This window comes from Microvirga sp., from assembly GCF_014699075.1.
GTDB lineage: Bacteria > Pseudomonadota > Alphaproteobacteria > Rhizobiales > Beijerinckiaceae > Microvirga.
The window spans coordinates 1-25,344 of record NZ_JACXAB010000054.1; the positions used below are offsets into that span (position 1 = coordinate 1).

Annotated in this window: 22 protein-coding genes; 10 read left to right on the plus strand and 12 right to left on the minus strand. The window is 60.9% G+C overall.

The window, feature by feature from the left end:
* Window positions 1-125: 125 nt before the first annotated feature.
* Window positions 126-1,283, minus strand: a complete 1,158-nt coding sequence (locus IC232_RS27695) for an iron-containing alcohol dehydrogenase (RefSeq protein WP_190848180.1) — start codon at window positions 1,281-1,283, stop codon at window positions 126-128.
* 362 nt (window positions 1,284-1,645) lie between these two features.
* Between IC232_RS27695 and IC232_RS27700 the strand changes: the two genes are divergently transcribed.
* Entirely contained in the window at window positions 1,646-2,395 is a 750-nt protein-coding gene (locus tag IC232_RS27700) for an SDR family NAD(P)-dependent oxidoreductase (protein ID WP_190848181.1), read from the plus strand.
* Window positions 2,396-2,424: 29 nt separating this feature from the next.
* Window positions 2,425-2,970, plus strand: a complete 546-nt coding sequence (locus IC232_RS27705) for a 2,4'-dihydroxyacetophenone dioxygenase family protein (protein WP_190848182.1) — start codon at window positions 2,425-2,427, stop codon at window positions 2,968-2,970.
* Window positions 2,971-3,003: 33 nt separating this feature from the next.
* Here the strand turns inward: IC232_RS27705 and IC232_RS27710 are convergent, their stop codons facing one another.
* The 11 genes from IC232_RS27710 to IC232_RS27760 form a co-directional block, all read right to left on the minus strand.
* Entirely contained in the window at window positions 3,004-4,503 is a 1,500-nt protein-coding gene (locus IC232_RS27710; RefSeq protein WP_190848183.1) for a tripartite tricarboxylate transporter permease, read from the minus strand.
* 13 nt (window positions 4,504-4,516) lie between these two features.
* Window positions 4,517-4,975 (minus strand): tripartite tricarboxylate transporter TctB family protein, encoded by a 459-nt coding sequence (locus tag IC232_RS27715; RefSeq protein WP_190848184.1) that lies wholly within the window; start codon window positions 4,973-4,975, stop codon window positions 4,517-4,519.
* 14 nt (window positions 4,976-4,989) lie between these two features.
* A complete protein-coding gene (locus tag IC232_RS27720) occupies window positions 4,990-5,964 on the minus strand; it encodes a Bug family tripartite tricarboxylate transporter substrate binding protein (protein ID WP_190848185.1) in 975 nt (324 codons plus the stop codon).
* Window positions 5,965-6,107: 143 nt separating this feature from the next.
* A complete protein-coding gene (locus tag IC232_RS27725) occupies window positions 6,108-6,581 on the minus strand; it encodes a DUF2938 family protein (RefSeq protein WP_190848186.1) in 474 nt (157 codons plus the stop codon).
* 44 nt (window positions 6,582-6,625) lie between these two features.
* Window positions 6,626-7,414: an SDR family NAD(P)-dependent oxidoreductase gene (locus tag IC232_RS27730; protein ID WP_312895245.1), complete on the minus strand. Its 789-nt coding sequence runs from the start codon at window positions 7,412-7,414 to the stop codon at window positions 6,626-6,628.
* A gap of 63 nt (window positions 7,415-7,477) precedes the next feature.
* Entirely contained in the window at window positions 7,478-8,797 is a 1,320-nt protein-coding gene (locus tag IC232_RS27735) for a TRAP transporter large permease (protein ID WP_190848187.1), read from the minus strand.
* Window positions 8,797-9,339: a TRAP transporter small permease gene (locus tag IC232_RS27740; protein ID WP_190848188.1), complete on the minus strand. Its 543-nt coding sequence runs from the start codon at window positions 9,337-9,339 to the stop codon at window positions 8,797-8,799. Before IC232_RS27740 ends, IC232_RS27735 begins: the two co-directional genes overlap by 1 nt.
* Window positions 9,340-9,419: 80 nt before the next feature.
* Window positions 9,420-10,409, minus strand: a complete 990-nt coding sequence (locus IC232_RS27745) for a TRAP transporter substrate-binding protein (RefSeq protein WP_190848189.1) — start codon at window positions 10,407-10,409, stop codon at window positions 9,420-9,422.
* 272 nt (window positions 10,410-10,681) lie between these two features.
* On the minus strand, window positions 10,682-11,581 hold the full coding sequence (locus IC232_RS27750; protein ID WP_281413441.1) for an NAD(P)-dependent oxidoreductase: 900 nt from the start codon (window positions 11,579-11,581) through the stop codon (window positions 10,682-10,684).
* Window positions 11,582-11,675: 94 nt separating this feature from the next.
* Window positions 11,676-12,452, minus strand: a complete 777-nt coding sequence (locus tag IC232_RS27755) for an SDR family oxidoreductase (RefSeq protein WP_190848191.1) — start codon at window positions 12,450-12,452, stop codon at window positions 11,676-11,678.
* An 82-nt stretch (window positions 12,453-12,534) separates the two neighbouring features.
* Window positions 12,535-13,251, minus strand: coding sequence for a GntR family transcriptional regulator (locus tag IC232_RS27760; protein WP_246812455.1), 717 nt, complete (start codon window positions 13,249-13,251; stop codon window positions 12,535-12,537).
* Window positions 13,252-13,345: 94 nt separating this feature from the next.
* Between IC232_RS27760 and IC232_RS27765 the strand changes: the two genes are divergently transcribed.
* The 8 genes from IC232_RS27765 (at window position 13,346) to IC232_RS27795 (ending at window position 24,651) form a co-directional block, all read left to right on the plus strand.
* Window positions 13,346-14,596: an ABC transporter substrate-binding protein gene (locus tag IC232_RS27765; RefSeq protein ID WP_190848193.1), complete on the plus strand. Its 1,251-nt coding sequence runs from the start codon at window positions 13,346-13,348 to the stop codon at window positions 14,594-14,596.
* 130 nt (window positions 14,597-14,726) lie between these two features.
* Window positions 14,727-15,602, plus strand: coding sequence for a branched-chain amino acid ABC transporter permease (locus IC232_RS27770; RefSeq protein ID WP_190848194.1), 876 nt, complete (start codon window positions 14,727-14,729; stop codon window positions 15,600-15,602).
* Between the two features lie 4 nt (window positions 15,603-15,606).
* Window positions 15,607-18,123 (plus strand): branched-chain amino acid ABC transporter ATP-binding protein/permease, encoded by a 2,517-nt coding sequence (locus IC232_RS27775; protein ID WP_190848195.1) that lies wholly within the window; start codon window positions 15,607-15,609, stop codon window positions 18,121-18,123.
* Window positions 18,124-18,143: 20 nt separating this feature from the next.
* Window positions 18,144-19,076: a 3-hydroxyacyl-CoA dehydrogenase gene (locus IC232_RS27780; protein ID WP_190848196.1), complete on the plus strand. Its 933-nt coding sequence runs from the start codon at window positions 18,144-18,146 to the stop codon at window positions 19,074-19,076.
* 22 nt (window positions 19,077-19,098) lie between these two features.
* Window positions 19,099-20,025, plus strand: a complete 927-nt coding sequence (locus IC232_RS27785; RefSeq protein ID WP_190848197.1) for a 3-keto-5-aminohexanoate cleavage protein — start codon at window positions 19,099-19,101, stop codon at window positions 20,023-20,025.
* A gap of 298 nt (window positions 20,026-20,323) precedes the next feature.
* The gene (locus IC232_RS33460; protein ID WP_409564979.1) at window positions 20,324-20,590 is read left to right on the plus strand and encodes a DUF6894 family protein; all 267 of its coding nucleotides are present in this window, start codon (window positions 20,324-20,326) and stop codon (window positions 20,588-20,590) included.
* Between the two features lie 39 nt (window positions 20,591-20,629).
* Window positions 20,630-23,416 carry a phosphoenolpyruvate carboxylase gene (gene ppc, locus IC232_RS27790; RefSeq protein ID WP_190848198.1) on the plus strand — a complete coding sequence of 929 codons (2,787 nt, stop codon included), beginning with the start codon at window positions 20,630-20,632 and terminating at the stop codon, window positions 23,414-23,416.
* Between the two features lie 782 nt (window positions 23,417-24,198).
* The gene (locus IC232_RS27795) at window positions 24,199-24,651 is read left to right on the plus strand and encodes a Fur family transcriptional regulator (RefSeq protein WP_190848199.1); all 453 of its coding nucleotides are present in this window, start codon (window positions 24,199-24,201) and stop codon (window positions 24,649-24,651) included.
* Window positions 24,652-25,344 lie beyond the last annotated feature (693 nt).

Here is a 25,344-nt window from a genome sequence, read left to right on the forward strand (position 1 = left end):
AGCCGATTGTGCTAACCTCTCCCATGGACGCCTCCCTCAAGTGGTGCTCAACACCTCCACTGTGGCACACCAAGGCCGTTGGGGGCGTCCACCCCATCACAACCCTAGAAAGTGCGTTGGGTGGATCAGGCACCCGGTTTAAGCGGGATCCCTGCATAGGCCGCCTCGAGGATCGCCCGGTAATCCGCCTCGCTGGCAGGACGAGGATTGGTCGCGGAAGAGTGATCCTCAGTCGCGCTTTTTGCGATCAGGGCAAAGCTATCCCGCGGCACCCCCATCTCAGCCAGCATTGTCGGCATGCCGAGCCGCAAGTTGAGACTACGGACGTAATCCGCCAGATCAACGCCGTCATTGAGGCCCAACCGTTGGCGGATCGTAGCGTATTTTGCCTCGGCATGGCTCCTGTTGAACTCAAGCACGTAGGGCAGCAGCACCGCATTGAGGGTCCCATGATGCAGCGACACCTGCTTCAGACCTCCGAGAGGATGCGAGAGGGCATGGACAGCGCCCAGGCCCTTCTGAAACGTCAGGCCTCCCTCAAGCGCGGCCATCATCATCTCATGTCGGGCCGTGCGGTCCGACCCCTGGGCCACCGCCCGTTCGATATTGCCGACGGCACGAACTAGACCGTCGAGCGCGATGGCCTCTGCCGGTGGGTTGAAGCGTGGGCTAAGGAAGGTCTCGATGCAATGGGTGATCGCATCCATTCCGGTTGCGGCCGTCAATGCCGGGGGCAGCCCGAGCGTGAGATCCGGATCGCAGATGGCGCGCTTCGGGATGAGATGGGGAGAGATAAATCCGAGCTTTCGGCCATCCTCCAAGGTGATCAGGGCCGCCCGGCCGACCTCGCTGCCTGTCCCGGCCGTGGTTGGAATAGCGATGAGCGGGGCCACGGCCGCTGAGATCTTGGGAATTCCGCTTAGAATCGCTGCATACTGCTCCAAGGGTCTATCGTGAGTCGACAGAAGAGCCACACCCTTGGCCAGATCAATCGGGGAGCCGCCCCCGATGGCAATCAGGCCATCGCAGGCACGGGAACGGTAGAGATCTAGCGCAGCGATCACTGCGCCCTCCGTGGGATTTGTGGGCGTATCGGCGAAGACTGGAATGTGCTGCCCTGCAGGGAGAACACCTATCAGGCGATCGACCAAGCCAACGCGCGCGATTCCGGCATCGGTAACAATGAGGGGTGTCCTGATGCCAAGCTCCCGCATATCGTTGCCGACGTCCGACAGGGCGCCAGCCTGGAACCGAATGGTGGTCAAATAGGAAATCAAAGACATCCCTGCTTCTCCGTCCCGGCTGCGTTGGGTGAGGCCGCAAGCAACATTCTGCCGCAGCGCCCCTGCTTCAGGTCCAGCATCACGCGAAAGCGCCTACCAGATCAATCCACTTTGGTTCGACACGACATTTCACGTGGAGCTACTTGAATCCTTCCCTCGCGATGTCCCAGCATCGGCGTTTGGTTGCACCTGTATCTGCTGGCCGAACGCCGCGACCGATCCGACAATTCTACATGTGAGCTGCCTGACGCCCTCGGCAGCGACCGAGGTCCCCTGGTAGAGTTTGCTTGGCGACACCCATTCAAGCACTATGTTTCGAATCCTGCCGAGCATCCGATCACCCCCCTTGAGAGAACAGCGGAATGCCGATCACCGATGCTTTTTCCCCTCATCTGTTCAACGGCCAAACCGCTTTGATCACGGGCGGCACAAGCGGAATCGGGCTTGCCTGCGCCAAGGCCTTCCGCGACCTGGGTGCCAACGTCACGGCGACGGGAGCGAGTGAGGCCGAGCGGATGCGGGCGGCAGACGACGAGACCAACGCAGGGATCTCGTTTGCGGTTCTCGACGTCCGTGACGGTCCGTCGGTTGACCACTTGGTCACGCAGTTCAACCGCCTGGATATCCTGCTCAACGCCGCGGGCGTAATTCGCCGTGACCTGGAGCACGACCCGGAAGTCTTCGCGGACGTCATCACAGTCAACCTGACCGGTGCCATGCGGGTCTGCTCCGCCGCGAAAGCAAGGCTCTGCGAGACCAAGGGCTCCGTGGTCAATATCGCGTCCATGCTCACCTTCTTCGGCGGCCCCCGGGTTCCGGCCTACAGCGCCTCGAAGGGTGGGGTCGGTCAATTGACCAAGAGCCTCGCCGCCGCATGGGCCGCTGACGGCATCCGCGTCAATGCCGTTGCACCGGGCTGGATCGCGACACCGCTCACGCAAGCTCTGCAGGATGACCCGGAGCGGAGCGCCCCGATCCTGTCCCGCACCCCCATGGGCCGCTGGGGCACACCGGAGGAAGTGGCCGGCGGCGCCGTCTTCCTGGCCTCGCCCGCGGCTCGGTTCGTGACGGGCGCCATCCTGGCCATCGATGGCGGCTATCTGACTGTTTGACCACAACTCGCCTCAGAGGAGCAGATCCCATGTCCAGCCCAGAACCCACCTCCCCAGGCATCCCCATGAACGACAAGTGGGTGCCCTACCGGCATCCGCAGCCAAAAGACTCCCCGCCCGAGCTGGTGATCCCGAACGCCATTCCGACGGACGAACGGATCTGGGTTCCTGTGGAGGAGAACGTATGGTTCCGACCGCTGCTGCTTGCGGCCTCGCGCGGGTACTGGATGAACCTGCTGCGGGTGCAGAAGTCGGGCGTGCTCTCGCGCCATCGCCATCCCCAACCGGTGCATGCCTTCGTGCTGAAGGGAGAGTGGCGGTACCTGGAGCATGACTGGATTGCCACCGAGGGCTCCTATGCCTACGAGGCCCCCGGCGAGACGCATACGCTAGTCGTCGATCCGCACGTCGAGGAGATGATCACCCTGTTCCAGGTGAACGGAGCCATGATCTACGTCGATCCGGACGGCAAGACGACCGGCTTCGACGACGTCTTCACGCGAATCGAGAAGTGCCGCGCGCATTATGCGATGAACGGACTCGGAGCTGACTACATCGATCAATTCATCCGTTGACGGCGATCTGTGCAGGGTTCGACCGCCTGATCGTCAGCCCTGCCATGGCATTGCACTCTTTCTGGAGCGCAGCGCCATGAGCAGCACCGGCGCCAGCCAGATCAGCAGCGTTGCGACCCCGAGCGCACCTGAGATCGGCCGCTCGAAGAAGGCAAAATAGCTGCCGTCCGATTTGATCATGGAGGTCACGAAATTTTCCTCAAGCATCGGGCCGAGCACGATGCCGAGGATACAGGGAGCGACGGGAATATCGTTCTCCTCCATCAGAAAGCCGAGCACGCCGAACACCAGCATCACGGCCACGCCGAAGGCGGAGTTGTTGATAGCAAAGGCCCCCACAATGCAGAACATGAGAATGCACGGCATCAGGATCTCGCGCGGAATGCGAAGAATGGTCCGGGCTCCCTTGATGGCGGCCCACCCCAAGGGCAGCATCACCAGGTTGGCGAGAATGAAGATGATGAAGACTGCATAGATGTACTCGGGATTGTTCAGAAAGATCGTCGGACCCGGATTCATGTTCTTCAGGTAGAGCACGCCGATGACAATGGCCGTGATACTGTCGCCCGGGATGCCGAAGACGAGCGCCGGAACCCAGGCGCCTGCAAGAGCGGCATTGTTCGAGGAGGTGCTCTCGATGATTCCTTCTACGTGCCCCTTTCCGAACCTCTCGGGAGTGCGGGACATTTTCTTGCTGACCGCATAACTGACCCAGGCTGCGATATCGGCCCCCGCCCCCGGCAGCGCGCCGATGATCGTGCCCAGCACATTGCCGCGCAGCTGCTGCGGCCAGTACTGCACCATCATCCGCCCCCAGCCTCGGAAGAGATTGCCGATCACGGCCTGCGGCACGGTCTGGACGCTGTGAGAGATGGCAAACCGAAAGACCTCGGACACGGCAAAGAGGCCGATCATCGCCGCAATGAAGTTCACGCCTCCGGTGAGCTCGGCGTTTCCGAAGGTGAAGCGGGGCACGCCGGCTGGATTGTTTAGCCCAATCGTCGAAACAAACAGGCCGATGAACAGGCTCACGAGCCCCTTCACTGGCGATCCCGTTCCGATGAACACCGCACAGGTCAAACCAAGCAAGGCCATCCAAAAATACTCGAAGGAGCTGAACTGCAAGGCGACCTCAGCGAGGGCCGGGGCGGACAGGATCAGCACGAATGTGCCGAATAGTCCTCCAATGGCCGAGAAGAGCAGGTTGGCGCCAAGCGCGATCTCTCCCTCGCCGTTGCGGGTCATCATGTAAGCTTCGTCTGTGTAGGCCGCCGACGCCGGCGTCCCCGGAATGCGCAGCAGCGTGCCGGGAATGTCGCCGGCGAAAATGGCCATGGCAGAGCAGGTCACCATGGCGCCCACCGCCGGCACAGGATCCATGAAGAAGGTCACCGGGACGAGGAGCGCGATCGCCATCGTGGCAGTCAGGCCAGGAATTGCGCCGACCACGAGCCCGAACAGGGCTGCGAGGAAGATGGTCACCAGCACCGCCGGCTGGAACACGAGGCCGAAGGCTGTCTGAATTGCGCTCATGACATCATCAGAGTCAGGGCCCAAGGAGCCCAAGTGGAAGGGGGACTCGCAACAATCCGACAAAGGTCTGCTGAACCAGGATGGTTGCGGCGATCGCCACGGCCGCGGCTATCCACCAGCGGACCCCCATCATCAGCAGAAACACCAGAAGGATAGCGATGGATGTCGGGACGAAACCGAGTGCCGGCGCAACCACGATATAGGCCAGGATCAAGGCGAAGATCACGACAAGCCTGACCCAAGCATGGTGGGTCTGAGCCCAATCGCTCCAGGCCACAGCACCCTGCCAGTGCCGAACGCCCGAGGCAATCAGCACGACGCCGCAGCCTGCAAGCCCCATGGCGACGAGCACTGGAAAGACGGCCGCACCGTACTCCTGTCCTGGAATGGCCGGAAGTGTCCTCGCATAGGCGAACATCGCGATCGCGAACGCGAGGAGCACGGCTCCGATGATGGCATCGTTGATGCGCATTGTGGTCGGCGCGACTACTTCGCCAACCCGACCTTTTTCATGACCGCTCCGAGGTCCTCATCACTCTTCTTCCAGAATGCAAGGAACTCCTCGCCCGCCGCGAACTTCACGCCGAAGCCGCGCTGGCTCATGAAGTCGTTGTACTCCTTGCCCTTGTAGATCTTGTCCAGGGCGTCAGCGAGCCGCTTCGTGACATCCGCAGGCATGTCCTTCGGCCCTACGATGCCGCGCCACGCGCCGATAGCCCACTGGCTGCCGGTCTGCTCCGCAAGCGTGGGAACGTTCGGGAAGGTCGGATTGCGCTCGGGGTTCATGATGGCAATGCTCTTTACGCGGCCGGCATCGATGAGAGAGCGCGCCTCCGGGAGCGAGCAGGGAACGATCTCGACACCGCCTGCGACGAGATCCTGAAGTCCGGGCGCGGCCCCCTGGCTTGGCACCCAGCGGACAGTGCTGGGATCGATTTTGGCGCTGTCGAGCATGCCGGCGATTGCCAGGTGCCAGATGCCACCCTGTCCTGTCCCCGACGCCTTGAACTTGCCTGGGTTTTTCTTGATATCCTCCAGCAGATCGTTGACGGTCTTGTAAGGTGCGTCGGCGCGCACCTGAACGCCTGCCGGATCAAGATTCATCAATGCGATCGGCGTGTAGTCCTTGTAATCGCGCTGGGTAAGCCCCTGCCAATGCAACATGCCGATCTCGACCGTCGCCAGCCCCAGGGTGTAGCCATCCGGCGCGGCCGCCGCGATAGCTTCATGTCCCACGACACCGCTGCCCCCGGTTCTGTTGACGACGTTGACGGGCTGGCCAAGCTCCTTCTCGAGCAGGGAGCCGATGATGCGGGCGGTTGCATCCGTGCCGCCGCCGGCAGCCCAGGGAACGATGATGGTGATCGGTCGCTCAGGATAGGCGGCCCACGCATACCCGGAAGCCGAGACCAGCGAAACGGCAGCAACGGCCAGTGTCTTCAGGAAACCACGACGCAGCATTCTTTCCTCCCGATGCGCCGGCTCCTCGTTTTCCTGGAGCCGGTCTTTGGCTTAGGTTGAGTCACGAAAACATTATTGGCAAGCCTTACATGCTTTCCACCTCACGATTACCTGATGTCCTGTGGCATCTCCCTGCGAGAATCTTATCGAACAAGAAGCGCGCTCGCGTACAGCCCGAATACCATATGGCCGGCAATGTTGAGCGCTCTGATCTGTTTGGCGTTAGGCCGTTTCGAGGCGGCGATGCCCGCTCCCATGCCGGGCTGGAGCAGAAACCATCCGGCTCCCACGGTGATGATGCCCACGGCGAGTGCCGGAGCCAAAGTTGGCGCTGATGCCCAATCCGGGCGCGTGAACACCAGGAGGGCACCGGCATAGACGATGCCGATAGCATAGTGACCAATCCAGCTGACCGCACGCTCGAAAGGGTAGGCCCGTGCGAGCGCGATGTCGTCGTGAAAGACTCTGGGTTTGGTCAGGTGGCAGAACCAGCGTCCCACCAGTCCCCAGTTCGGCGCAGGCACCTTAAAGAACCGCTGCAGGAGCAGAGCCCAGAGATCGAGCAGCGCCGTTGCGCCAACTCCGATGAGGACGGCTCGGCTGAGAAATTCAATCATCTGTTCAGGTCCCCTCCTGCAATCCGCTCGAACACAGAGCGCCTCTAGGGCATGTACTGGCCGCCATTCACCTCCATCACCTGCCCCGTGACGTAGCCGCTGAGCCGGTCGGAGGCGAGATAGAGAAAGGCGCCGATGCAATCCTCCGGCGTGCCAAGACGATCCATGGGAATGGTGGCCTGCATGGCGGCAAGCTGCTCCGGGGTCGAATAGCGTTCGTGGAACGGTGTCATGATGACGCCAGGCGAAACTGCGTTGACCCGGATGCCGTCCTTGACCAGTTCCTTGGCCCAGCCCCGCGTCGCTACTGAGATGAACCCCTTGGCCGCGGCATAGATGACCGAGCCCGGCCCACCGCCGTGTCGGGCTGCAATCGACGACACATTGATGATGGAGCCGCCGCCCTGCGCCCTCATGTGCGAAACGCCCTCGCGAACGAAGCGCACGACCTGCTCGACGTTCAGTGCAAGAACGGCATCCACGTACTCGTCCGAGTAATCCTTGATCGGTGTCCGCCCAACGAGGCCGCCGGCATTGTTGACGAGAACGTCGAGCCGGCCAAAATGCTCAACAGTCTTGGCCACGACCTGCGCCGCCGCTTCGGGTTCGGTGACGTCCGCTTGAACCAGGAACGCCTCCCCGCCAGCTGCCCTTACCTCTTCGGCAACCTGCCGCGCCGGATCTTCGCTGGCATTGAAATGGATCGCCACGCGCGCCTTGTTGTGACCGAACGCGACTGCGGCCGCTGCTCCGATACCGGTGCTCGCGCCGGTGATGAGGATGACCTTTCCAGCAAGGTCGGGAATGGCGGGATAGATTTCAGGAGCGGTCACTGCGGGAACTCCGATCACGAGTTAAGAAAGGAAAGGCCGACAGGCTTCTGTAGCGAGGGGAGCTCACTTCAGAAACTCCGGCGAGACAAGACTGGGCACGAAGAGTGCGACCTGCGGCCAGACGATGAGGAGAGCCAAGACTAGGAACATCGGGACGAGCATGATCATAGTATCCTTGAGCGCCTGCCGCATTCGAATCCCGGCGACCGAGCATGCGATCATCAGGCAGAGGCCATAGGGTGGCGTGACCAGTCCAAAGGCCAGCGACACGATGCCGATCATGGCGAAGTGAACCGGGTCGAGGCCGGCGGAGCGCGCCAGCGGCTCCAGGATCGTTCCCACAATAATGATGGCGGGAATGGCATCGAGAAAGCACCCGACGACGAGAAACACGAATGCAATGAAGAAGCCGGTTCCAATCGGCCCAAGCTCCCAGGCCGAAACACCAGACAGGATGGCCTTAGGGATCTGGTAATATGCAAGCAACCAGCCAAAGGCGCTCGCCGTGCCGACACAGAAAAGCGTTATCCCGGCGAACTTGCCCGTGTCCACGAGCGCTTCCCGGAACGCTGAAGAGTCCATTTCCCGATAGATGAAAATGGACAGGAAGCCGGCGTAAAGCACCGCGATGCAGGCCGACTCCGTCGCGGTAAACCAGCCGAAGATCTTCCCACCGATGATGATGAGCGGCGTCATCAAGGCAGGAACCGAAGCCAGTATGGACTTGAAGAAGGTCCTCCAGCTGTCACGCGGATAGGTCGGGTAGCCCTTGAGAGTTGCATAGACATGGACCGTCGCCATCTGGGCGAGAGCGATCAGCAGACCGGGTATCACTCCCGCGAGGAAGAGCGCGCCGATGGAAACCGTCAACACACCGCCCCAGACGATCATCAGGATCGACGGCGGGATGATAACCGCCAGAACCGCTGAGACGGCAGTGATCGCGACGGAGAACGAGTCATCGTAGCCTTCCCGGCGCTGAGCCTCGATAAAGATCTTCGACTGGCTTGCTGCGTCCGCAGTCGAAGAGCCCGAAATGCCCGCAAAGAAGAAGGAAAGCACCACGTTGATCTGCGCCAATCCTCCGGGGAAGTGCCCGACCATGGACCGGGACAGCTTCATAAGCCTCTCCGTGATGCCGCCGACATTCATCAGGTTCGCAGTCAGCAGGAAGAATGGGACGGCCAGAAGGATGAAGGAGTTGTACGCGTTGAAGGTCTCCTGCACGAGGGTCATGGCGGAAAGCCGAGGCTCAATGATCAGGATCGGCAGGCAGGCCAGCGCCAATGCGAAAGCAACCGGAACGCGGAGCAACATCAATCCGAAGAAGATGCCGAACAGGACAAGTGCCGCTTGGCCGGGGGAAAGCAGAGCGCCGGTCATCAGAGGGGCCCCTCCGGGGTCGGGATAGGGTCTGCCGGCGGCAGAGTTCCCCGGCCGAGCAGCACATTCAGTTCATCCCACATCTGCTCGCCAAGAAAGACAAGCCAAGTAATACCGGTGATCGGCCAGGCAATATGGATGACCCAGAGCGGCAGTTCGGCCAGTTCGGAGATCCGGTACCACGCAAATTGCGTGAACTCGATGCCGGACCAAATGAAAACGAGCGCAACGATGAGCACGCAGATTCGGGCGATCAACCGCACGGCGGCCTCCGGACGCGGCGACAGCCGTGGCCAGACATCAACTTCGAAATGAGAGCTCTCGCGGACGCCGATCATAGCGCCTATCATTACCGTCCAGACCAGCAGGAAACGCGCCATTTCCTCGGTCCAAATGTAATGCGGGATGATCGAGGTGAAGCGTGAAAAGACCTGCAATGTGACTGGAATGACCAGGACCGCAGTGGAAATCGCCACGAGCCAGGACAAAAACAGGCTGTACCACGCGGTAACTCTACGCCACGTGCTGCGACGTTCGGGCATTGGTATCGCCATAAGCTCCTCAATCGTTGAGAAGGCACGGTCAGGGAGCAATCCCTGACCGTGTCACGTAGCGCGGCGCACTACTCGATGCTGTTGATCTCCGCCAGGATCTTGTCAGCCTCGATCTCCTTGGCATAGGCCGCCAGAACGGGATCGACGAGTTTCTTCATGGCATCACGATCCTTGAAGGTGACCTGCTTCAGCTTACCGGCCTTCTCCAGGGCGTCGAGCTTTGCCGCATCCTCGCTCGATTCGATGGTCCGGCCGTGCGCGCCGGCCTCCTTGCCGGACTTGATCACGCAGGACTGCAATTCGGCGGGCAGGTTGCGGAATGTCTTGCCGGAAAACGCCAGCGGCCGGATCGTGATGGCGTGCTTGGTCATCGCCAAGTTAGGCGCCACCTCGAAGAATTTCATCTGCTCAACGCCGGCAGCTTCGTTCTCGCCCGCGGCGATCACGCCGTTCTGGATCGCGTTGTAAACCTCGTTATAGGCAATGACGGTTGGCGACATGCCGACCGCAGCAAATGTGCGGCTCCAGATTGGGGCGCCCTGGACGCGGATCTTGAGGCTCTTAATCTCTTCCAGATTGGCAACCGGCTTATTGACGAAGATATTGCGGGTGCCGCCGCCGGCATAGCCGATCAGCATGACGTCGGCACGTTTGGCGATCTCGTCCGCGATCGGCTTGAACAGGTCCCGGTCGAGTACCTTATTCCAATGAGCAAGGTCGCGGAACAGAAACGGCGCATCAATGAAGGGAGCGGCTTTCGAGAAGGTCGACATATGTGCCGGCGAGACAATCGCGAAATCGACCGCACGTCCTTGCGACATGTATTCGAAATACTGCTTCTCCAGGCCGAGTTCGCTATTCTTGTGCAGGATGATATTGAGCGGCTTGCCGTAGCAGGACTGTACGAGTTCCCCGAACTTGGCCAACGATTTGGTGAAGGCATGGTCGTCGTTGAACTGGGACGCGCCGTGGAGCTCGATTGCCTGCTGAGCGGACACTCCTGAAGGGCCGAGAGCCAACCCGAGCCCGAACAAACCGGTAGCGAGTATCTTCCTCATATCCGTATCCTCCCTGGTGACCCTCTGGCGGAGCCAAAGTACGATACTGTAGGCCAGCATCGTTATTTTCAATACTTATTCAGTATATTGCAATAGTCATCTCCGCTTATGCCAGCATTTGAATTATTATCTCTCAGCAAGCTGTCACCATTGCTGTGTCTTACTTGGCAACAATTCGATCTACCCTGAGGCATCAAGCGCCCAGGGGTAATGGCCGTGCAGGCCGTGCGTTTTCAGTATCGGACACCCTCCCGTCGTGCAGGCTTCAGTCCTCAGCCCAAGTTTTTGCTCCCGTTGAGTTGTGTCAGGACATCCGTCAGATGCGGCATGTGCTTGCCGCTATGGCCCATTGCACTGGCGATGGTGAGCGTCTGCAGAACGGCAGGGCCTATAAGCCCCGTCGCCTTCGCGTCATTCACCATTGCAATGAAGTAGGCGAGATCCTTGCGGGCGTTGCCGATGGCAAACTGCAAACGGGTCGGGTCGCCCTCGAGCACGTAAGGCATGATCATCTGAAACATCGCGCTGTTCGCGCCACCGGCCGAGACTAAGTCATACAGAGCCTTCGGATCGGCGCCCGTCGCTCTGGCCACCGCCACAGCCTCCGCTACGACGCTCGCGTGGCTCATCGCGATAAAGTTGTTAATCAGTTTAATCTTGTGCCCTGCGCCCACGTCCCCCACGTGGAAGACGTTCTCTGCGAAGCACTTGAGGACGGGAAGGATCTCGTCGAAGAGCGTCGGGCTTGCCCCTACGATGACGTTGAGACGCCCCTCCTCGGCTTCCTTCGGCGTACGGGTGAGCGGCGCATCGGCGAAACGAAAACCTCTCGCTTGATAATCAGCCGCGATCTTAACCGTCGAGATGGGATTGGCCGTGGAGGTATCGACGTGGACCAGCCCCTCGCGCGCGCCAGAAAGAATACCACTCTCCCCGTAGACGAGACCTTCGACATCATTGGATGTCGGCACGCAGGTGAAGATGATCTCGGACGCGGCAGCTACCTCGCGCGGTGTATCCACCTCCGTTGCGCCACGGGCAACGAGGTCATCCACCCGTTCACGGCTGCGATTGGCCACAACAGTAAGCCTGTGGCCTTTCTCGATGAGGTTCTTGGCCATGCCATGGCCCATGAGGCCGATCCCGATGAAGCCGATACTGGCCATATTCATCCTCCCTGTTTCGTAGCTCACACCCAGTTCCTTAGATGAGGCCCGGCACTTCAAGGTCTAAGCCTTGATTCCGACGGGGCATTTGATGCAGTCTTCAGAAAAGGGCCTGGAGATCCCCGTCAACGGCAATGGCCTGCCCTGAAATCGTACGCCCGAGTGGCGAGCACAGAAAAACGATCTGGTCGGCAAGCTGCTGTGCCGTTACGTATTCCCTCAAGGATGTGTTCGCGAGCGCCCGCCGCTCCATTTCATCGAACGATACACCGAGCTGCTGGGCCTTGGCCTCAAGTACGAGGCGCTGGCGGTCGCCGGCGACGACCCCGGGAAGAATCGCGTTCACGCGGACGCCGTCCTCGCCCAGTTCCCGAGAGAGGGACTTCGTAAAGCCGATCACGGCCCACTTGGCAGCGGCGTATGGGGAGCGCAGGGGGAAACCAAACCGGCCTGCGGCGGATGACAGATTCACGATTGAGGCATTCCGGCTTTGCCTCAGGTGGGGCACTGCAAGACGCGTGCAATTGAACTGCCCGGTGATGCAGACCTCGAGGCAGCGGTCCCAGTCCTCCGGGTTGACTTCCTCAACCCGGGCCGTCGGCCCTGCGATGCCGGCATTGTTGACGAGGACATCCAGCCCGCCGAGAACTCCCAGAGCCTCCTCGAAAATCCGAGTGACATCAGCTCGTTTCGCCACATCGCCATAGGTGGAGGTCAGGTCCGGATCAGTCGCGGTCGCCTCCTGGAGAGCGGCGCGGTTCACGTCGCAGACATGCACGCGCGCGCCCTCACGGTTGAAGGTACGGGCAATCTCAAGTCCGATGCCAGCAGCGCCAGCCGTCACCAACACACGCAACCCGGCGATGTTGAGATCCATCTTCGTTGTCTCCATCCCTAAAGCGGGTCCCCAGCACTCGGCGCCCGATTGTCTTGTGATGTTCGAGAGCTGGGGTGCCGGCCTACTCCAGCAGACGTCCGGTGCTCTCGATGAAACAGGCCGCGCCTTCAATGTCGTCGACGAGCGCCTGGCGTGCGGCAGCTCCGTCACCAGCCTTCACCGCAGCGACGAGACGACGGTGATGTCCGGCTGCGCCGCCCGTTTGCAACCGTTCGGGCGAGGCCTTGAGGTCGAAATTCAGAACTGGCCCGATTTTTAGCCAGAGACCCTCGATGATTCCCACGAGGGTCGGCAGACGGGTCGCTTGGTAGACGGCGAAGTGGAGCTCCTTGTTGGCCCGGACAGCTCGATCTGCATGAGGATCGGAGCTTCGGGCCTCAGCGAGGAACGCCTCTTCGAACTGCCGCATGGCGGCGAGGTCGGATTCCGCACGGCTTCTTGCTGCCTGCTCCGCCGCGAAGCCCTCGACCGCGAGTCTCACGGTCGTCAGTTCCCGGAAGCGTGCGAGGTTCATCAGCGGGACGCGCACCGCACGGTTCGGCAGCACCTCCAGAGACTGGTCGGCAACAAGCCGCGAGACCGCCTCCCGCACCGGCATCATCGAGACGCCGAGGGTTTCGGCCACGCTGCGCAGGGACATCTTCTGTCCGGGGGCGAGCTCACCGCTCATCAGCAGCTCACGTAGCTCGGTATGGACGCGTTCGCCCAAAGTAACGCGTTCCAGCCGGCCGATCCGGGCGATGGCCGAAGGCGTCTTGGTGGGGCGGGGGCTCGACAAGTTGCTCATTTTCCGACAGTCTAACTGTGATCACAGATCGCGGCAAGTAATGCGACAGCAGCATGGACAGCAGCATGGGAGGAAGGAAACGGCCATGGCACACTCTGATGACTTGACCCGTCGTATGCTCCTGAAGGGAGCGGCCGGCGCGTCCGCGCTCGCAGGCCTCGGGATGCCTGCAATCGTCAAGGCGCAATCTGACGTGATCCGGATCGGGCACCTCACGCCCGTTACCGGCTTCCTGGGACCGCTCGGCGAGTTCGCCCAGATGGGGGTGAAGCTCGCCGCAGAGGAAATCAACGCTGCCGGTGGCGTCCTGGGCCGCAAGGTCGAGCTCGTGATCGAGGACTCGGTGAACCCGCAGACCGCCTCCGCCAAGGCCGAGCGCCTGATCGAGCGCGACAAGGTTGCGATGATCATCGGCGAAATCTCTTCCGCCTCGGCCCTGGCAATCGGTCAGGTGGCCAACAGGACCAAAACGGTGTTCATCAACACCGGCGCCAATTCCGACGCCCTGCGCGGGGCGAGCTGCAATCCGTTCATGTTCCACATCGAGGCTGCAAACTCGATGATGGTCACAGCGGTTGGCACCTACCTAAAGACGGAGAACATGATCAAGGGGAAGAAGTGGTACTCCCTCACGGCCGATTATGCCTTCGGCCATGATCTCTTCCGGGTCGCCAAGAAATTCGTGACGGAGAACGGCGGCGAGTTCATTGGCGAGGAGCTCGTTCCCACCGACGCAACCGACTTCAGTCCTTACCTTCTCAAGATCCGGCAGGCCCAGCCCGATATTGTCGCCTCGAATCTCGCCGGCAACCAGATCACGAACTTCATCAAGCAATATGCCGAATACGGCCTCCAATTCCCGATCACCGGCTTCGGCTTCGACACGGCGGTAGCTTGGGGCGCAGGCAAGGGTAACTTCTCTGGCATCTGGCCGCTGATCTGGCACCACATGGTCGGCACGCCATCGTCGAAGAAATTCGTCGAGGCATTCACGAAGAAATACGGCAAACCACCCGAGAACCAGTCCTGGGGCGACTACAACTCCCTCAAAATCGTCGCGCAGTCCTTCAACGAGATGAAAGCGGCCGACCCGCAAAAGCTCGCCGAGCACCTGCGGAAGGGTGCGAAGTTTGACATTCTGAAGGGCCGCGAAGGCTACTTCCGGGCCTACGACAACCAGATGGTCCAGGAGATGTATGCCGTCCGTGCGAAAGATTCGGATAAGATGAAGGATCAGTGGGATATCTATGACCCGCTGGGCTCCGTCCCTGGCCCGAACGAGGATCTTGAAGCTCTGGCTCCTCCGAAGGACGGAATCTGCAAGATGCAGGCGTGACGCCTCAAACACCGGTTGGGCTGAACGGTTGACCGCCGTTTCGGCCCACCAGGAAGCACGGCATTCTGTGTTCCCTCAGTTCCGGCTCCTCGCGGGAGGACGCCTCCATTGACTGAAAAGGGAGTCTCGCGTGGCGTTCGTCTTTCTTCTTGAGCAGGTGCTGAATGGCCTTTTGGTGGGCGCCTACTATCTGCTGATCGCCCTTGGCCTGTCGCTGATCTTCTCGCTCGGCGGAATCGTCAATCTGTCCCACGGCGCGTTTTATGCGGTCGGCGCCTATCTTGCCGTGACGCTGACGTCCAGAATCGGATTTGCAGGCGCGTTCGTTGCGTCTCCGTTGCTCGTTGCGCTGCTAGGCGTGGTCATCGAGCGCCTGCTCTTTCGAAGGTTTTACCGCTCGGACCCCATTCTCAGCCTGCTTCTGACCTTTGGGCTTGCCATGATCATCGAGCAGAGCCTGCGGATAATTTTCGGAGCGGCTCCCCTGCCCTTTTCCATCCCGACAGCTCTCCGTGGGCAGGTCTTTCTCGGCAGCTTCATCTATCCGCGCTATCGTCTGATCATCTTCGGGGTGGCGCTCACAGCTGTCATCGCGACCTGGTTCCTGGTTTATCGCACCGCCTTTGGCCGGGTGGTCCGGGCCGGAGTGCAAAACCCGGACATGGTGGGAGCGCTCGGCATCTCGCTTCAGCCGTATATGACAGCCGTCGCAGCGCTCGGTATCGGGTTAGCAGGCCTTGCCGGGGTCCTGCTGGCCCCGATTTCGGGAGTGCACCCCGCCATGGGGGCGGAGATTCTGACGGCTGCCTTCGTGGTGGTGGTCATCGGTGGGCTTGGGTCATTTTGGGGCGTGATCGCCGCCGCCGCACTCGTAGGTGTGGTGCGCGGCCTCACGATCTACTTCTTCCCACCCGCCGGCGAGGCCTCGATGTACCTACTGATGGCCCTCGTGCTGCTTTTGCGGCCGCGGGGGTTGCTCGGCGAACGCATCCAGAAATTCGAGTAGATCGATGCGTACGAATGACTGGCCCCTCCTCATCGCAGCGGCAGCGCTCATTCTGCTGCCCTTCATCCTCGATCCCATCGGCCTGCCGCTCCGCTCGTCGATCGACGTGGTTGTGTTCGCCATCGCCTGCCTTGGCCTGAACGTTCTGGTCGGCTACACCGGTCTCGTCTCCTTCGGGCACGGCGTCTGGTTCGGGCTTGGGGCTTACGCGGCCGCCTTGAGCCAGCTCCACTGGTTTCCGGAAGGCATCGTTCTTCCGGCCCTCTTCGCCATCGTTTTCATCGCTGGAGCGTCGTCTCTCCTCGGTGCGCTCATCCTGCGGCGCCGGGGCGTCTACTTCTCCCTGCTGACACTGGCATTGGCGGCCATGCTCTTCGCAGTCGCTTACCGCTGGACGGCGCTGACAGGTGGAGAAAGCGGGCTCGGCGGCGTCGTCCGCACCCGCGCGACCGGCCTCGATCTGAGTTCGGACTGGACCTACTACTGGTTCGCGGCGGCGGTGGCGTTTGCGGTCTGCTTTGCCCTGCTGCGCTTCCACAGCTCACCCGCCGGGAGCGTCCTAGTGGCGATCCGGGAGAATGAGCAACGCGCCCGCTTTCTGGGCTATCCGACCAATCGCTACAAGCTTCTCGGGTTCGTCGTGTCCGCCACGGTAGTGGGGATTGCAGGTATCCTTTCGGTCTTCAACCATCGCTTCGCCTCGGCCGAGCCCCTCTCAGTTGCATTCTCCGGTGAGTTGATCGCGATGGTGGTGATCGGCGGGATGCGCAGTTTCCTTGGACCTGCCTTGGGAGCGCTCTTCTACATCCTGTTCCGCGAGTTCCTGTCGATCTGGACCCCGCACTGGCTGCTCTATTTTGGCATCCTCTTCGTCGGGTTCATCGTTCTTTCGCCGACAGGACTGGTCGGAGTCGCACAGCGGGTAGCAGCTCCATTCCGCGCCAAGGTAACGGAAGAAGCCGCCATGGCAGGCCGCACCCTGACCGACGAGCCGCTGCCCCCGTTTCTCAAGCCGGCCAGCCATGTGGAGGGCGTCATTCTCGAAGCTCGCGGCATTACAAAGAGCTTTGGTGCACTCAAGGCCGTTCAGTCGGTCAACATCGCCGTGCGCGACCGCAGCCTCCATGCCCTGATCGGGCCCAATGGCGCCGGAAAGACAACGGCCTTCAATCTGATTTCCGGGTACTACACGCCTGACGAAGGCGACGTCCTCCTCCAGGGCCGGTCCATCGCCGGACTTTCCCCTGAAGCGATCACGCATGCTGGCATCGGACGCTCGTTCCAGATCACGAACCTCTTCCCGGCCCTGACCGTTGAAGAGAATATCCGCCTTGCAGTGCAGGCCCGCAACCCGCAGCGCTTCAATCCGTGGGTGGCCGCGCGGTCCATCAAGCAGATCGAAGCCGAGACTTCAGCGGTCATCCGCTATCTCGGAGTCGCCGGCATCGAAAGGGCCGAAGCGGGCGCCCTCTCGTATGGCGGGCAGCGACTCCTGGACATGGGCTTGGCGCTTGCCACGAAACCGAGGGTGCTGCTGCTCGATGAGCCGCTCGCCGGTCTGGCCGCCGCTGAGCGCCAGCGCATCGGCGAAATCATCAAGCGCATTTCCGCAGACGTTCCGATGCTGCTCGTCGAGCACGACATTGATCGCGTGTTCCAGATCGCCGATGCCGTTACGGTGATGAATGCGGGTCAGGTGCTGGTTGACGGGACGGTTCAGGCTGCCCGCTCCAGCCCAAAAGTCCAAGAAATCTACATCGGCTCCGGGGCGGCGACCATTGCGGCGAAGCCTCGGCAGAGCGCCGTCGGAGCGGGGACCCTCGTCGCCGTAGAGAAGGTCAACACGTTCTACGGCAAGAGCCATGTCCTGTCGGACGTGTCCCTCGACGTGCGCCAGCATGAGATTTTGGCTCTGTTGGGCCGCAACGGCGCCGGCAAGTCGACCCTGCTCAAAACGCTCATCGGCATTGCACCGCCCGGTTCAGGCTCAATCAGGCTTGATGGCCAAGAGATCGCCGGCCGGCCGTCCTCTGAGATCGCGCGCCTGGGAATTGGTTATGTGCCGCAGGGGCGTGGCCTCTTTGCCGGAATGACTGTGGCTCAGAATCTTGAACTCGGGCGGCTCAAGCGAGAGACAGGCCATGGCGTCCGGTGGGATCTGGACAGGATCTTCGAGTACTTCCCGCGCATCCGTGAGAGGCTCGACACCCCAGCGGATTTTCTCTCCGGCGGCGAGCAGCAGATGGTGGCGGTCGCACGCGCCCTCTCGGGCGACGTGAAGGTGATGCTCCTGGACGAGCCCTTCGAAGGTCTTGCTCCGACCATCATCGAGCAACTCTTCGAGAGCTTCGACAAACTCCGCCATGAGGTTTCGATCATTATTGTCGACCATCACCTGGACCTCGCACTCGCCCTGTCCGATAGGACGGTCGCCCTTGAACGTGGGCGGGTGATCCATACCGGTCCATCGAAGGATCTGCGAGACGATCTTGCGCTCCGCCGCAAGGTCCTATGGCTGTGAGCCATGAGGGAGATCAAAGAATGCCGAGTGCTGCAATCATTGGCGCCGGACTGATCGGCCGGTCTTGGGCAATCGTCTTTGCGCGGGCCGGCTGGGAGGTGCGCATCACCGACCCGAACCCCAAGACGCTTGAGAAGGGACCTGCTCTCGTCCGCGAGGGACTAGAGGAGCTCGCAAGGCATGGCCTCGTAGCTAATCCTGAATATGCGTCAGCTCACGTCGTCGCCGTATCCTCGCTCGCGGAGGCGGTGACCGGAGCCGACCTCGTTCAGGAGAACGGCCCCGAGATCGCCGAGACCAAACGGCTCATCTTCTCCGAGCTGGACCGGCTCGCGCCACGAGACTGCATTCTTGCCTCTTCGACCTCCGCGATTGTTGCGTCCCACTTCACCGAAGGGCTGTCGGGCCGCGCCCGCTGCCTCGTAGCCCATCCCGTCAACCCACCTCATCTTGTGCCAATCGTTGAGCTGTGCGGAGCTCCCTGGACTGCCCCTGAGACAGTCTCTCGGGCGCGAGCAATCTATGAGAGTGTCGAGCAGGTGCCCATTGTCGTAAACCGCGAGGTGGAGGGGTTCGTCCTGAACCGGCTCCAGGGTGCGCTCTTGGCAGAGGCATTCCGGCTCGTCGGTGAGGGAGTGGTGAGCCCGCAGGATCTTGATAAGACCGTCAAGGATGGACTTGGTTTGCGCTGGTCCTTCCTTGGTCCCTTTGGAACCATCGAGCTTAACGCACCCGGTGGCATCGCTGATTACTGTGATCGCTATACAGGCTTCTACCGGCGTCTCTCGGAGGATGCCGCTAAGCCTCATGTCTGGGACAAGAAGAATGTGAGCCGCATACTGGAGGCCTGGGGCGAAGCGCCTGGACCCGATGAACTCGCACAGCGCTCTGCTTGGCGGGACAAACGCTTGGCTGCGTTGAAAGCCCACAAGGCGTCGCAACCAGATCAGTGATTTCCCGAGAGGAACAAAGCCCATGGCCCGCAAAGTCATCATAACATGCGCCGTGACCGGCGCGATCCATACGCCTTCCATGTCTCCTCATCTGCCGATTACCCCCGAGGAGATCGCGGAGGCCGCCATCAGCGCCGCGGAAGCTGGAGCTGCGATCGTGCACCTTCACGCGCGTGACGCTAAGAACGGCAAGCCTGATCAGTCGCCGGAAGCCTTCGCCCCGTTCCTGCAGGTGGTGAAGCAGCGAAGCAACTGCGTCATCAACATCACGACGGGCGGTGCGCCGACCATGCTGGTGGAGGAGCGGGTGCGCCCTGCGGCTCATTACAAGCCCGAGGTTGCCTCACTCAACATGGGCTCAATGAACTTTGGGCTCTACCCGATGCTCGCCCGGTTCAAAGACCTCAAGTACGACTGGGAGGAGCCGTACCTGGAAGGATCACGTGACAGGATCTTCCGCAATACTTTCTCCGATATCGAGTTCATCCTGACGACCTGCGCCGAGAATGGCACCCGCTTCGAAATCGAATGTTACGATATCGGCCATCTCTACACTCTCGCTCACTTCGTGGACCGTAGCCTCGTCAAGCCACCCCTCTTCGTCCAAAGCGTCTTCGGTCTTCTGGGTGGTATTGGCCCGCACCCCGAAGACGTGGCGCACATGAAGCGCACAGCCGACCGGCTGTTCGGAAATGATTACCAATGGTCGGTGCTCGGCGCTGGCAGGAACCAGCTTCCCATTGCGGCTCAAGCGGCGGCCATGGGAGGCAACGTCCGTGTCGGGCTGGAGGATTCACTTTGGATCGGCCCGGGCAAGCTTGCAGAATCGAATGCGCAACAGGTGAAAGCGGCGCGCCAGATCATCGAGGGCCTTGGACTGGAGGTCGCCACCCCTGACGACGCACGCAACATGCTGTCCCTCAAAGGAGGCGACCGCGTCAATTTCTAAGGACTAGCCCACCTTTGCTTTGGGGTCCATCGCCATCTTTTGGGAACCAAAGGCATCTGGTTACCCTGTGCGATGTGTGTAGACTCCCAGTGCTGGTTACAGCCCGCCGAACGCGCAAAGGCGACACTTCGTTCGTACAATGTTGCGATGCAAAACGTTACATCGAAAGGCCAGATCCAAATGGCCGAACCCTGAGTACTGCAGGCGCAAGGACAGCAGGGTAAGGCAACATATGGATGTGGAACGGTCTGACGTCCTCAAAGAGATTTCATTGCCGGAGAACATTATAGGAGACCAGATGCGGTGCTTCTTCCATGTTCAACTGAGGGAGGACATCGTATGCGACACCTCTGGTGTAGAACTCCCGAACATAGAGGCTGCCTGGTCAGTGGCCTTGCAAAGGGCCACGGAGTTGGTGGTAGAAGCCGTCAGGTTTGGTCGGGATACCGGTTTCGACGCCATTCTTGTTGCAGATGTTCATGGCTCGCCTATGATCCATGTCGCTGCAGGAGATGTACTTCCTACTAGCCTGCGGCATCAAATCCGCTCTCCAGCAAGGCTCTAGGGGCTTGATGATCAAGATCACTGCAGCGGGATGCATACCATGTCCCTGATCAACCCCGATGTTACGCCCGAGAAGGACATCCCGCTCCGCGATGACATCCGTCTCCTGGGACGTCTCCTGGGCGATACGATTCGCGAGCAGGAAGGAGAGGCGGCCTTTGAGATCGTCGAGCGCATTCGCCAGACATCCATTCGCTTTCACCGCGATGAAGACGAGGTGGCTCGCCGCGAGCTTGAGACGATCCAGAACAGCCTCTCCCGCGGGCTTACGAACCAGATCATTCGCGCCTACAGCTACTTCTCGCATTTGGCGAATATCGCCGAGGACCAGCACCACGTCCGGCGCTCGCGCGCTCATGCGATGGCGGGTGCCCATGCCATGGCGGCACCGGCTCCGCGGGAGGGCACGCTGGCGCGGGCTCTCAAGCTCGTGCAGGAGACCGGCATCAGCCAGGCGGCCCTGCAGGCATTCTTCTCGTCAGCCCTGGTCTGTCCGGTCCTGACAGCCCACCCGACCGAGGTGCGCCGCAAGAGCACCATCGACCGGGAGATGGAGATCTCGCAGATCCTGGCGCAAAGGGATCGTCAGGATCTGACGCCCGAAGAGGAAGCCGCCTGCCAGGAATCCTTACGTCGCGCGATCCTGACCCTGTGGCAGACGAGCATCCTGCGCCGCAACCGGCTGAAGGTGATCGATGAGGTCAATAACGGCCTGTCCTACTACGACTACACCTTCTTCAGGGAATTGCCGCGAGTTTATGCCTCATTGGAGGATCAGCTTGCGGCGATCGATCCTGTTTGGGAAACCACTGAACTTCCCTCCTTCCTGCGCATGGGCAGCTGGATCGGCGGTGACCGGGACGGCAATCCCTTTGTAACAGCGGATGCTCTGCGTCAGGCTCTTCTGCTTCAGAGCAAGCATGCGCTCGCCTTTTACCTGGAGGAACTGCATTGCCTCGGGGCCGAGCTGTCCCTCGACGGCCGCTACGTGAATGTGTCCGATGAGGTGCAGGAGCTCGCCAAGGCATCACCCGATTCATCGGCCCATCGCCAGGATGAACCTTATCGCCGCGCGATTACGGGCATCTATGCACGCCTTGCCGCCACGGCAGCCGCGCTCGGCCATGGCGATATCACCCGTCATGCCGTGGGCGATGCACCTGCCTATCCAGGTGTCGAGGAATTTGCAGGCGATCTGTCGGTCCTCCATCGCTCTCTGCTGTCGAACGGATCCGGCACCCTATCGCGCGGGCGCCTGCGCAAGCTGCGTCGCGCCGTCGATGTGTTCGGCTTTCATCTCGCAAGCCTCGATATGCGCCAGAATTCCGACGTGCATCAGCGCGTCGTGGCGGAGCTGTTCGAGAAAGCGATGCCGGGCACGGGTTATGAAGCCCTGCCGGAAGAGAAGCGTGTTGCGATGCTCCTGGAGGAGCTCAGGACGCCAAGGCCTTTGACCTCACCCTATCTCGACTATTCGGCTGAGACGTCATCGGAACTCGCCATCGTTCACGAAGCCGCCGAGGCTCATCGGCGCTATGGCCGCGCGGCTGTGCCAAATTACGTGATCTCGAAGGCCAGCGATCCGTCCGATATCCTGGAGGTTGCCCTGCTCCTCAAGGAGGCAGGCCTGCTGCGCCCGCGCGAAGGCGAGATGCAGGTCAACATCGTCCCGCTGTTCGAGACGATCGCAGACCTGCGCCACTGCAGCCATGTGATGGACGCTCTCTTCGCACAGCCTGACTACATGCGCCTTCTGCGCAGCCGCGAACAGGCGCAGGAGGTCATGCTCGGCTATTCCGACAGCAACAAGGATGGCGGGTTCCTCACCTCCGGCTGGGAACTCTACAAAGCCGAGATCGAGCTGGTCGATGTCTTCAAGCGTCATGGCGTGGGCCTGCGCCTCTTCCACGGCCGCGGCGGCTCGGTCGGCCGCGGCGGCGGGCCGAGCTATCAGGCCATCCTTGCGCAGCCCGGCGGTGCCGTGCAGGGCGCGATCCGCATCACGGAACAGGGCGAGGTGATCGCGGGCAAATACTCGAACCCGGATCTCGGACGCCGCAATCTCGAGATTCTCGCCTCTGCCACGCTCGAAGCCTCCCTGCTGCATTCCGGCCAGCCTGCGCCGCGTGAGGAATATCTGCAGGCCATGGAGGAGCTCTCCAACAGTGCCTTTACGGCCTATCGTGCCCTCGTCTACGAGACGGAAGGCTTCGAACGCTATTTCTGGGAATCCACCGTCATTGGTGAGATCGCCCATCTGAACATCGGCAGCCGCCCCGCCTCACGCACGAACTCCCGGCGCATCGAGGATCTGCGGGCCATTCCCTGGGTGTTCGGCTGGGCCCAGTGCCGGCTGATGCTGCCTGGGTGGTACGGGTTCGGTTCGGCCGTGAATGCCTGGTTGGAGAAGAACCCCGATACTGGTCTCGCCCTGCTTCAGGAAATGTACCGCGACTGGCCCTTCTTCCGAGCACTGCTCTCGAACATGGACATGGTGCTGGCCAAGAGCAACATCGCCATCGCCTCCCGCTATGCCGATCTTGTCGAAGACGACGCCCTGCGGAACGCCATCTTCCCGCGCTTGCGTCACGAATGGGAGGAATCAATCCGGCAACTGCTGGTCATCATGCAGCAGCAATCCCTGCTCGACGGCAATCCGCTGCTCGCCCGTTCGATCCGCAACCGGTTCCCCTATCTCGATCCGCTGAACCATCTGCAGATTGAGCTTCTGAAGCGCCATCGCTCCGGCGATGCCGACGAGCAGGTGGTGCAGGGCATTCATCTGTCCATCAATGGCATCGCGGCAGGCTTGCGCAACAGTGGGTAACGAACCTAAACGCCCATGACGGGGTAACCATTACTGAAACAAGTACTGTTCAATGGACCTCTCTCACTTAGTGAGGTCGTACTGGGTGCCTGTGCGATATAAGCTGCAATTGTGGCAGCCGTCCTGTGCGCCCAATTGCCCTAACCTTGGGATTCGGATTGTGTGCGTCAAGTTCCGCAAAGCGGGGCGGCCGGGCTGGCTGGCTAAGTGGCTTCGCGAAATTGTCGCGGCTTTCGTTCGTCAGCATGGTGAGCCGAAAGGGCTCAAACCCAAGCGGTCGAGATCAAGGATCAAAGGCATTCATCGGGAAGCTGCGGACTGGATCGGGTCGTGAACCTAAACCGGTACCTGATCTTCGCGCCGAAGACCGTGCTTCGAATACGCCGTCGTCCACGAACCCTGCCAACCTCGTTACCGAGATCATGATCGAGGGTTCTGGGGCTGGTCGGCAGCATCTCGCCTGACTGGGAGACTAACAAGGCATGGCTCGATGGGAATGAGCATTTCTTGACCCTACAAAGGGTTGAGCTCCAGTGACGGGTATTCCCTTTTTTAGACCCTTCTGCTGACTTGTTCTGCGGGTGTCGGACTCCGATGGAAGCCGGATGTTTAACGTGGTCGAGATAAATTGGCTTGGAGCGGCAGCCATTTGCTACACATGTCTGCGACCAAGCCGCTCAGATTTCCACAACTCCGAGCACACTGAGCAACGATAGCACATTGTCGAGACGAAGGTTTCCCTCTACGCTTATGTTTGTTGGGTAATACTAGGAGCAAGGCTGATGAGCGCTCAAACCAGCAAGAAGCAGGAAGGTGAAGATCTCCTCCGTCGTGCGGAAGATCTGTGCCGCGAGAAGAATCTCCGTTTGACGCCGATCCGCGAGCGCGTCTACAGGGAACTCGTGCAGAGCGGAGGCCCGGTGGGAGCCTATGATCTTGTTGATCGCCTCAGCACCGACAGGAAGCGCTTAGCCCCTGTCACGATCTATCGCGCCCTTGACTTCCTCCGGGATGCGGGTCTCGTTCATCGGCTAGCTACGAAGAACTCGTATGTGGTCTCTCATGGTGAGCCGGAAGGGAACGCCACGAAGATCATGTTCGTGGATTCGAAAACAGGCGAGACGGTCGAGGTCCACTCCTCAGACGTGGCTGAAGCCATTCGGAAGGCTGCTGAGCAGGCGGGCTTCAAGTCCGCACATCCCTTTGTCGAAGTGGAGGGCGAACTCTCCCGCTAAGAATTGCGGCTCATTTAGCTGGAGCATTGGATACAGAAGTGGTCTCCACTTTCGGGTCCAATGCCCATTGCCTCATGCTCTCCAAGATTGTTCAGACAGTTGCTTCAGGTCTCGCACCACGACCGCCGAAGCTGGCCCGGGTTACAGCCATCTTTCACCGATGTTGATTTTTCAGTGGGCCGGAAATGCCGACCCGTGATCCCTTTCCGAGGGGCGCAAGCCTCGAGCGGCGCTTCCCGAAACGACTTAGGAGCGATGGCGCGGGTGCAACGAACCCGTGCAGACGAACCGGGTCGCGACGAGTGCGATCCCGACCCTGCCATTTCTGATGCACCCTCGCGTTCGGCACCGCGTGCCCTTTGAACCGAACGGGGCTTGTGGACACCTGCTCCCGCGGACGCAAACTGTCCTGGAGCGACGTGTGAATCGCCAAGTGTCGGCACTGCGAGGATGGCGACGTCACGGCAGCCGGGGCCGCCCCGGCGTATAGGGACGTGGTCGCGACCGGTCGTTGGGTGCTTGGCTGTCCTGTGGTGGAGCCCCAGTCGCGGTGCCGATCCTTGATGCCCCCATGCTACCGTCATCCGACCGCCGAAACCGCGACGGCTGCGGCCATTGTGGCCTGCCCCATGTGGGTGATCCGAGTGTGATGGTAATTCAGGGTTGGTTGTGGCGCCAGCGTTGACGCATGGA

Bases quoted from the DNA above. Each gene is read 5' to 3' on its own strand.
- IC232_RS27795 (WP_190848199.1), top strand. From the start codon at position 24,199: ATGAGCGCTCAAACCAGCAAGAAGCAGGAAGGTGAAGATCTCCTCCGT.
- IC232_RS27725 (WP_190848186.1), bottom strand. From the start codon at position 6,581: ATGATTGAATTTCTCAGCCGAGCCGTCCTCATCGGAGTTGGCGCAACG.
- IC232_RS27780 (WP_190848196.1), top strand. From the start codon at position 18,144: ATGCCGAGTGCTGCAATCATTGGCGCCGGACTGATCGGCCGGTCTTGG.
- IC232_RS33460 (WP_409564979.1), top strand. From the start codon at position 20,324: ATGCGGTGCTTCTTCCATGTTCAACTGAGGGAGGACATCGTATGCGAC.
- IC232_RS27695 (WP_190848180.1), bottom strand. From the start codon at position 1,283: ATGTCTTTGATTTCCTATTTGACCACCATTCGGTTCCAGGCTGGCGCC.
- IC232_RS27720 (WP_190848185.1), bottom strand. From the start codon at position 5,964: ATGCTGCGTCGTGGTTTCCTGAAGACACTGGCCGTTGCTGCCGTTTCG.
- IC232_RS27740 (WP_190848188.1), bottom strand. From the start codon at position 9,339: ATGCCCGAACGTCGCAGCACGTGGCGTAGAGTTACCGCGTGGTACAGC.
- IC232_RS27735 (WP_190848187.1), bottom strand. From the start codon at position 8,797: ATGACCGGCGCTCTGCTTTCCCCCGGCCAAGCGGCACTTGTCCTGTTC.
- IC232_RS27745 (WP_190848189.1), bottom strand. From the start codon at position 10,409: ATGAGGAAGATACTCGCTACCGGTTTGTTCGGGCTCGGGTTGGCTCTC.
- IC232_RS27775 (WP_190848195.1), top strand. From the start codon at position 15,607: ATGCGTACGAATGACTGGCCCCTCCTCATCGCAGCGGCAGCGCTCATT.
- IC232_RS27715 (WP_190848184.1), bottom strand. From the start codon at position 4,975: ATGCGCATCAACGATGCCATCATCGGAGCCGTGCTCCTCGCGTTCGCG.
- IC232_RS27700 (WP_190848181.1), top strand. From the start codon at position 1,646: ATGCCGATCACCGATGCTTTTTCCCCTCATCTGTTCAACGGCCAAACC.
- IC232_RS27785 (WP_190848197.1), top strand. From the start codon at position 19,099: ATGGCCCGCAAAGTCATCATAACATGCGCCGTGACCGGCGCGATCCAT.
- IC232_RS27705 (WP_190848182.1), top strand. From the start codon at position 2,425: ATGTCCAGCCCAGAACCCACCTCCCCAGGCATCCCCATGAACGACAAG.
- IC232_RS27710 (WP_190848183.1), bottom strand. From the start codon at position 4,503: ATGAGCGCAATTCAGACAGCCTTCGGCCTCGTGTTCCAGCCGGCGGTG.
- ppc (WP_190848198.1), top strand. From the start codon at position 20,630: ATGTCCCTGATCAACCCCGATGTTACGCCCGAGAAGGACATCCCGCTC.
- IC232_RS27750 (WP_281413441.1), bottom strand. From the start codon at position 11,581: ATGAATATGGCCAGTATCGGCTTCATCGGGATCGGCCTCATGGGCCAT.
- IC232_RS27765 (WP_190848193.1), top strand. From the start codon at position 13,346: ATGGCACACTCTGATGACTTGACCCGTCGTATGCTCCTGAAGGGAGCG.
- IC232_RS27755 (WP_190848191.1), bottom strand. From the start codon at position 12,452: ATGGATCTCAACATCGCCGGGTTGCGTGTGTTGGTGACGGCTGGCGCT.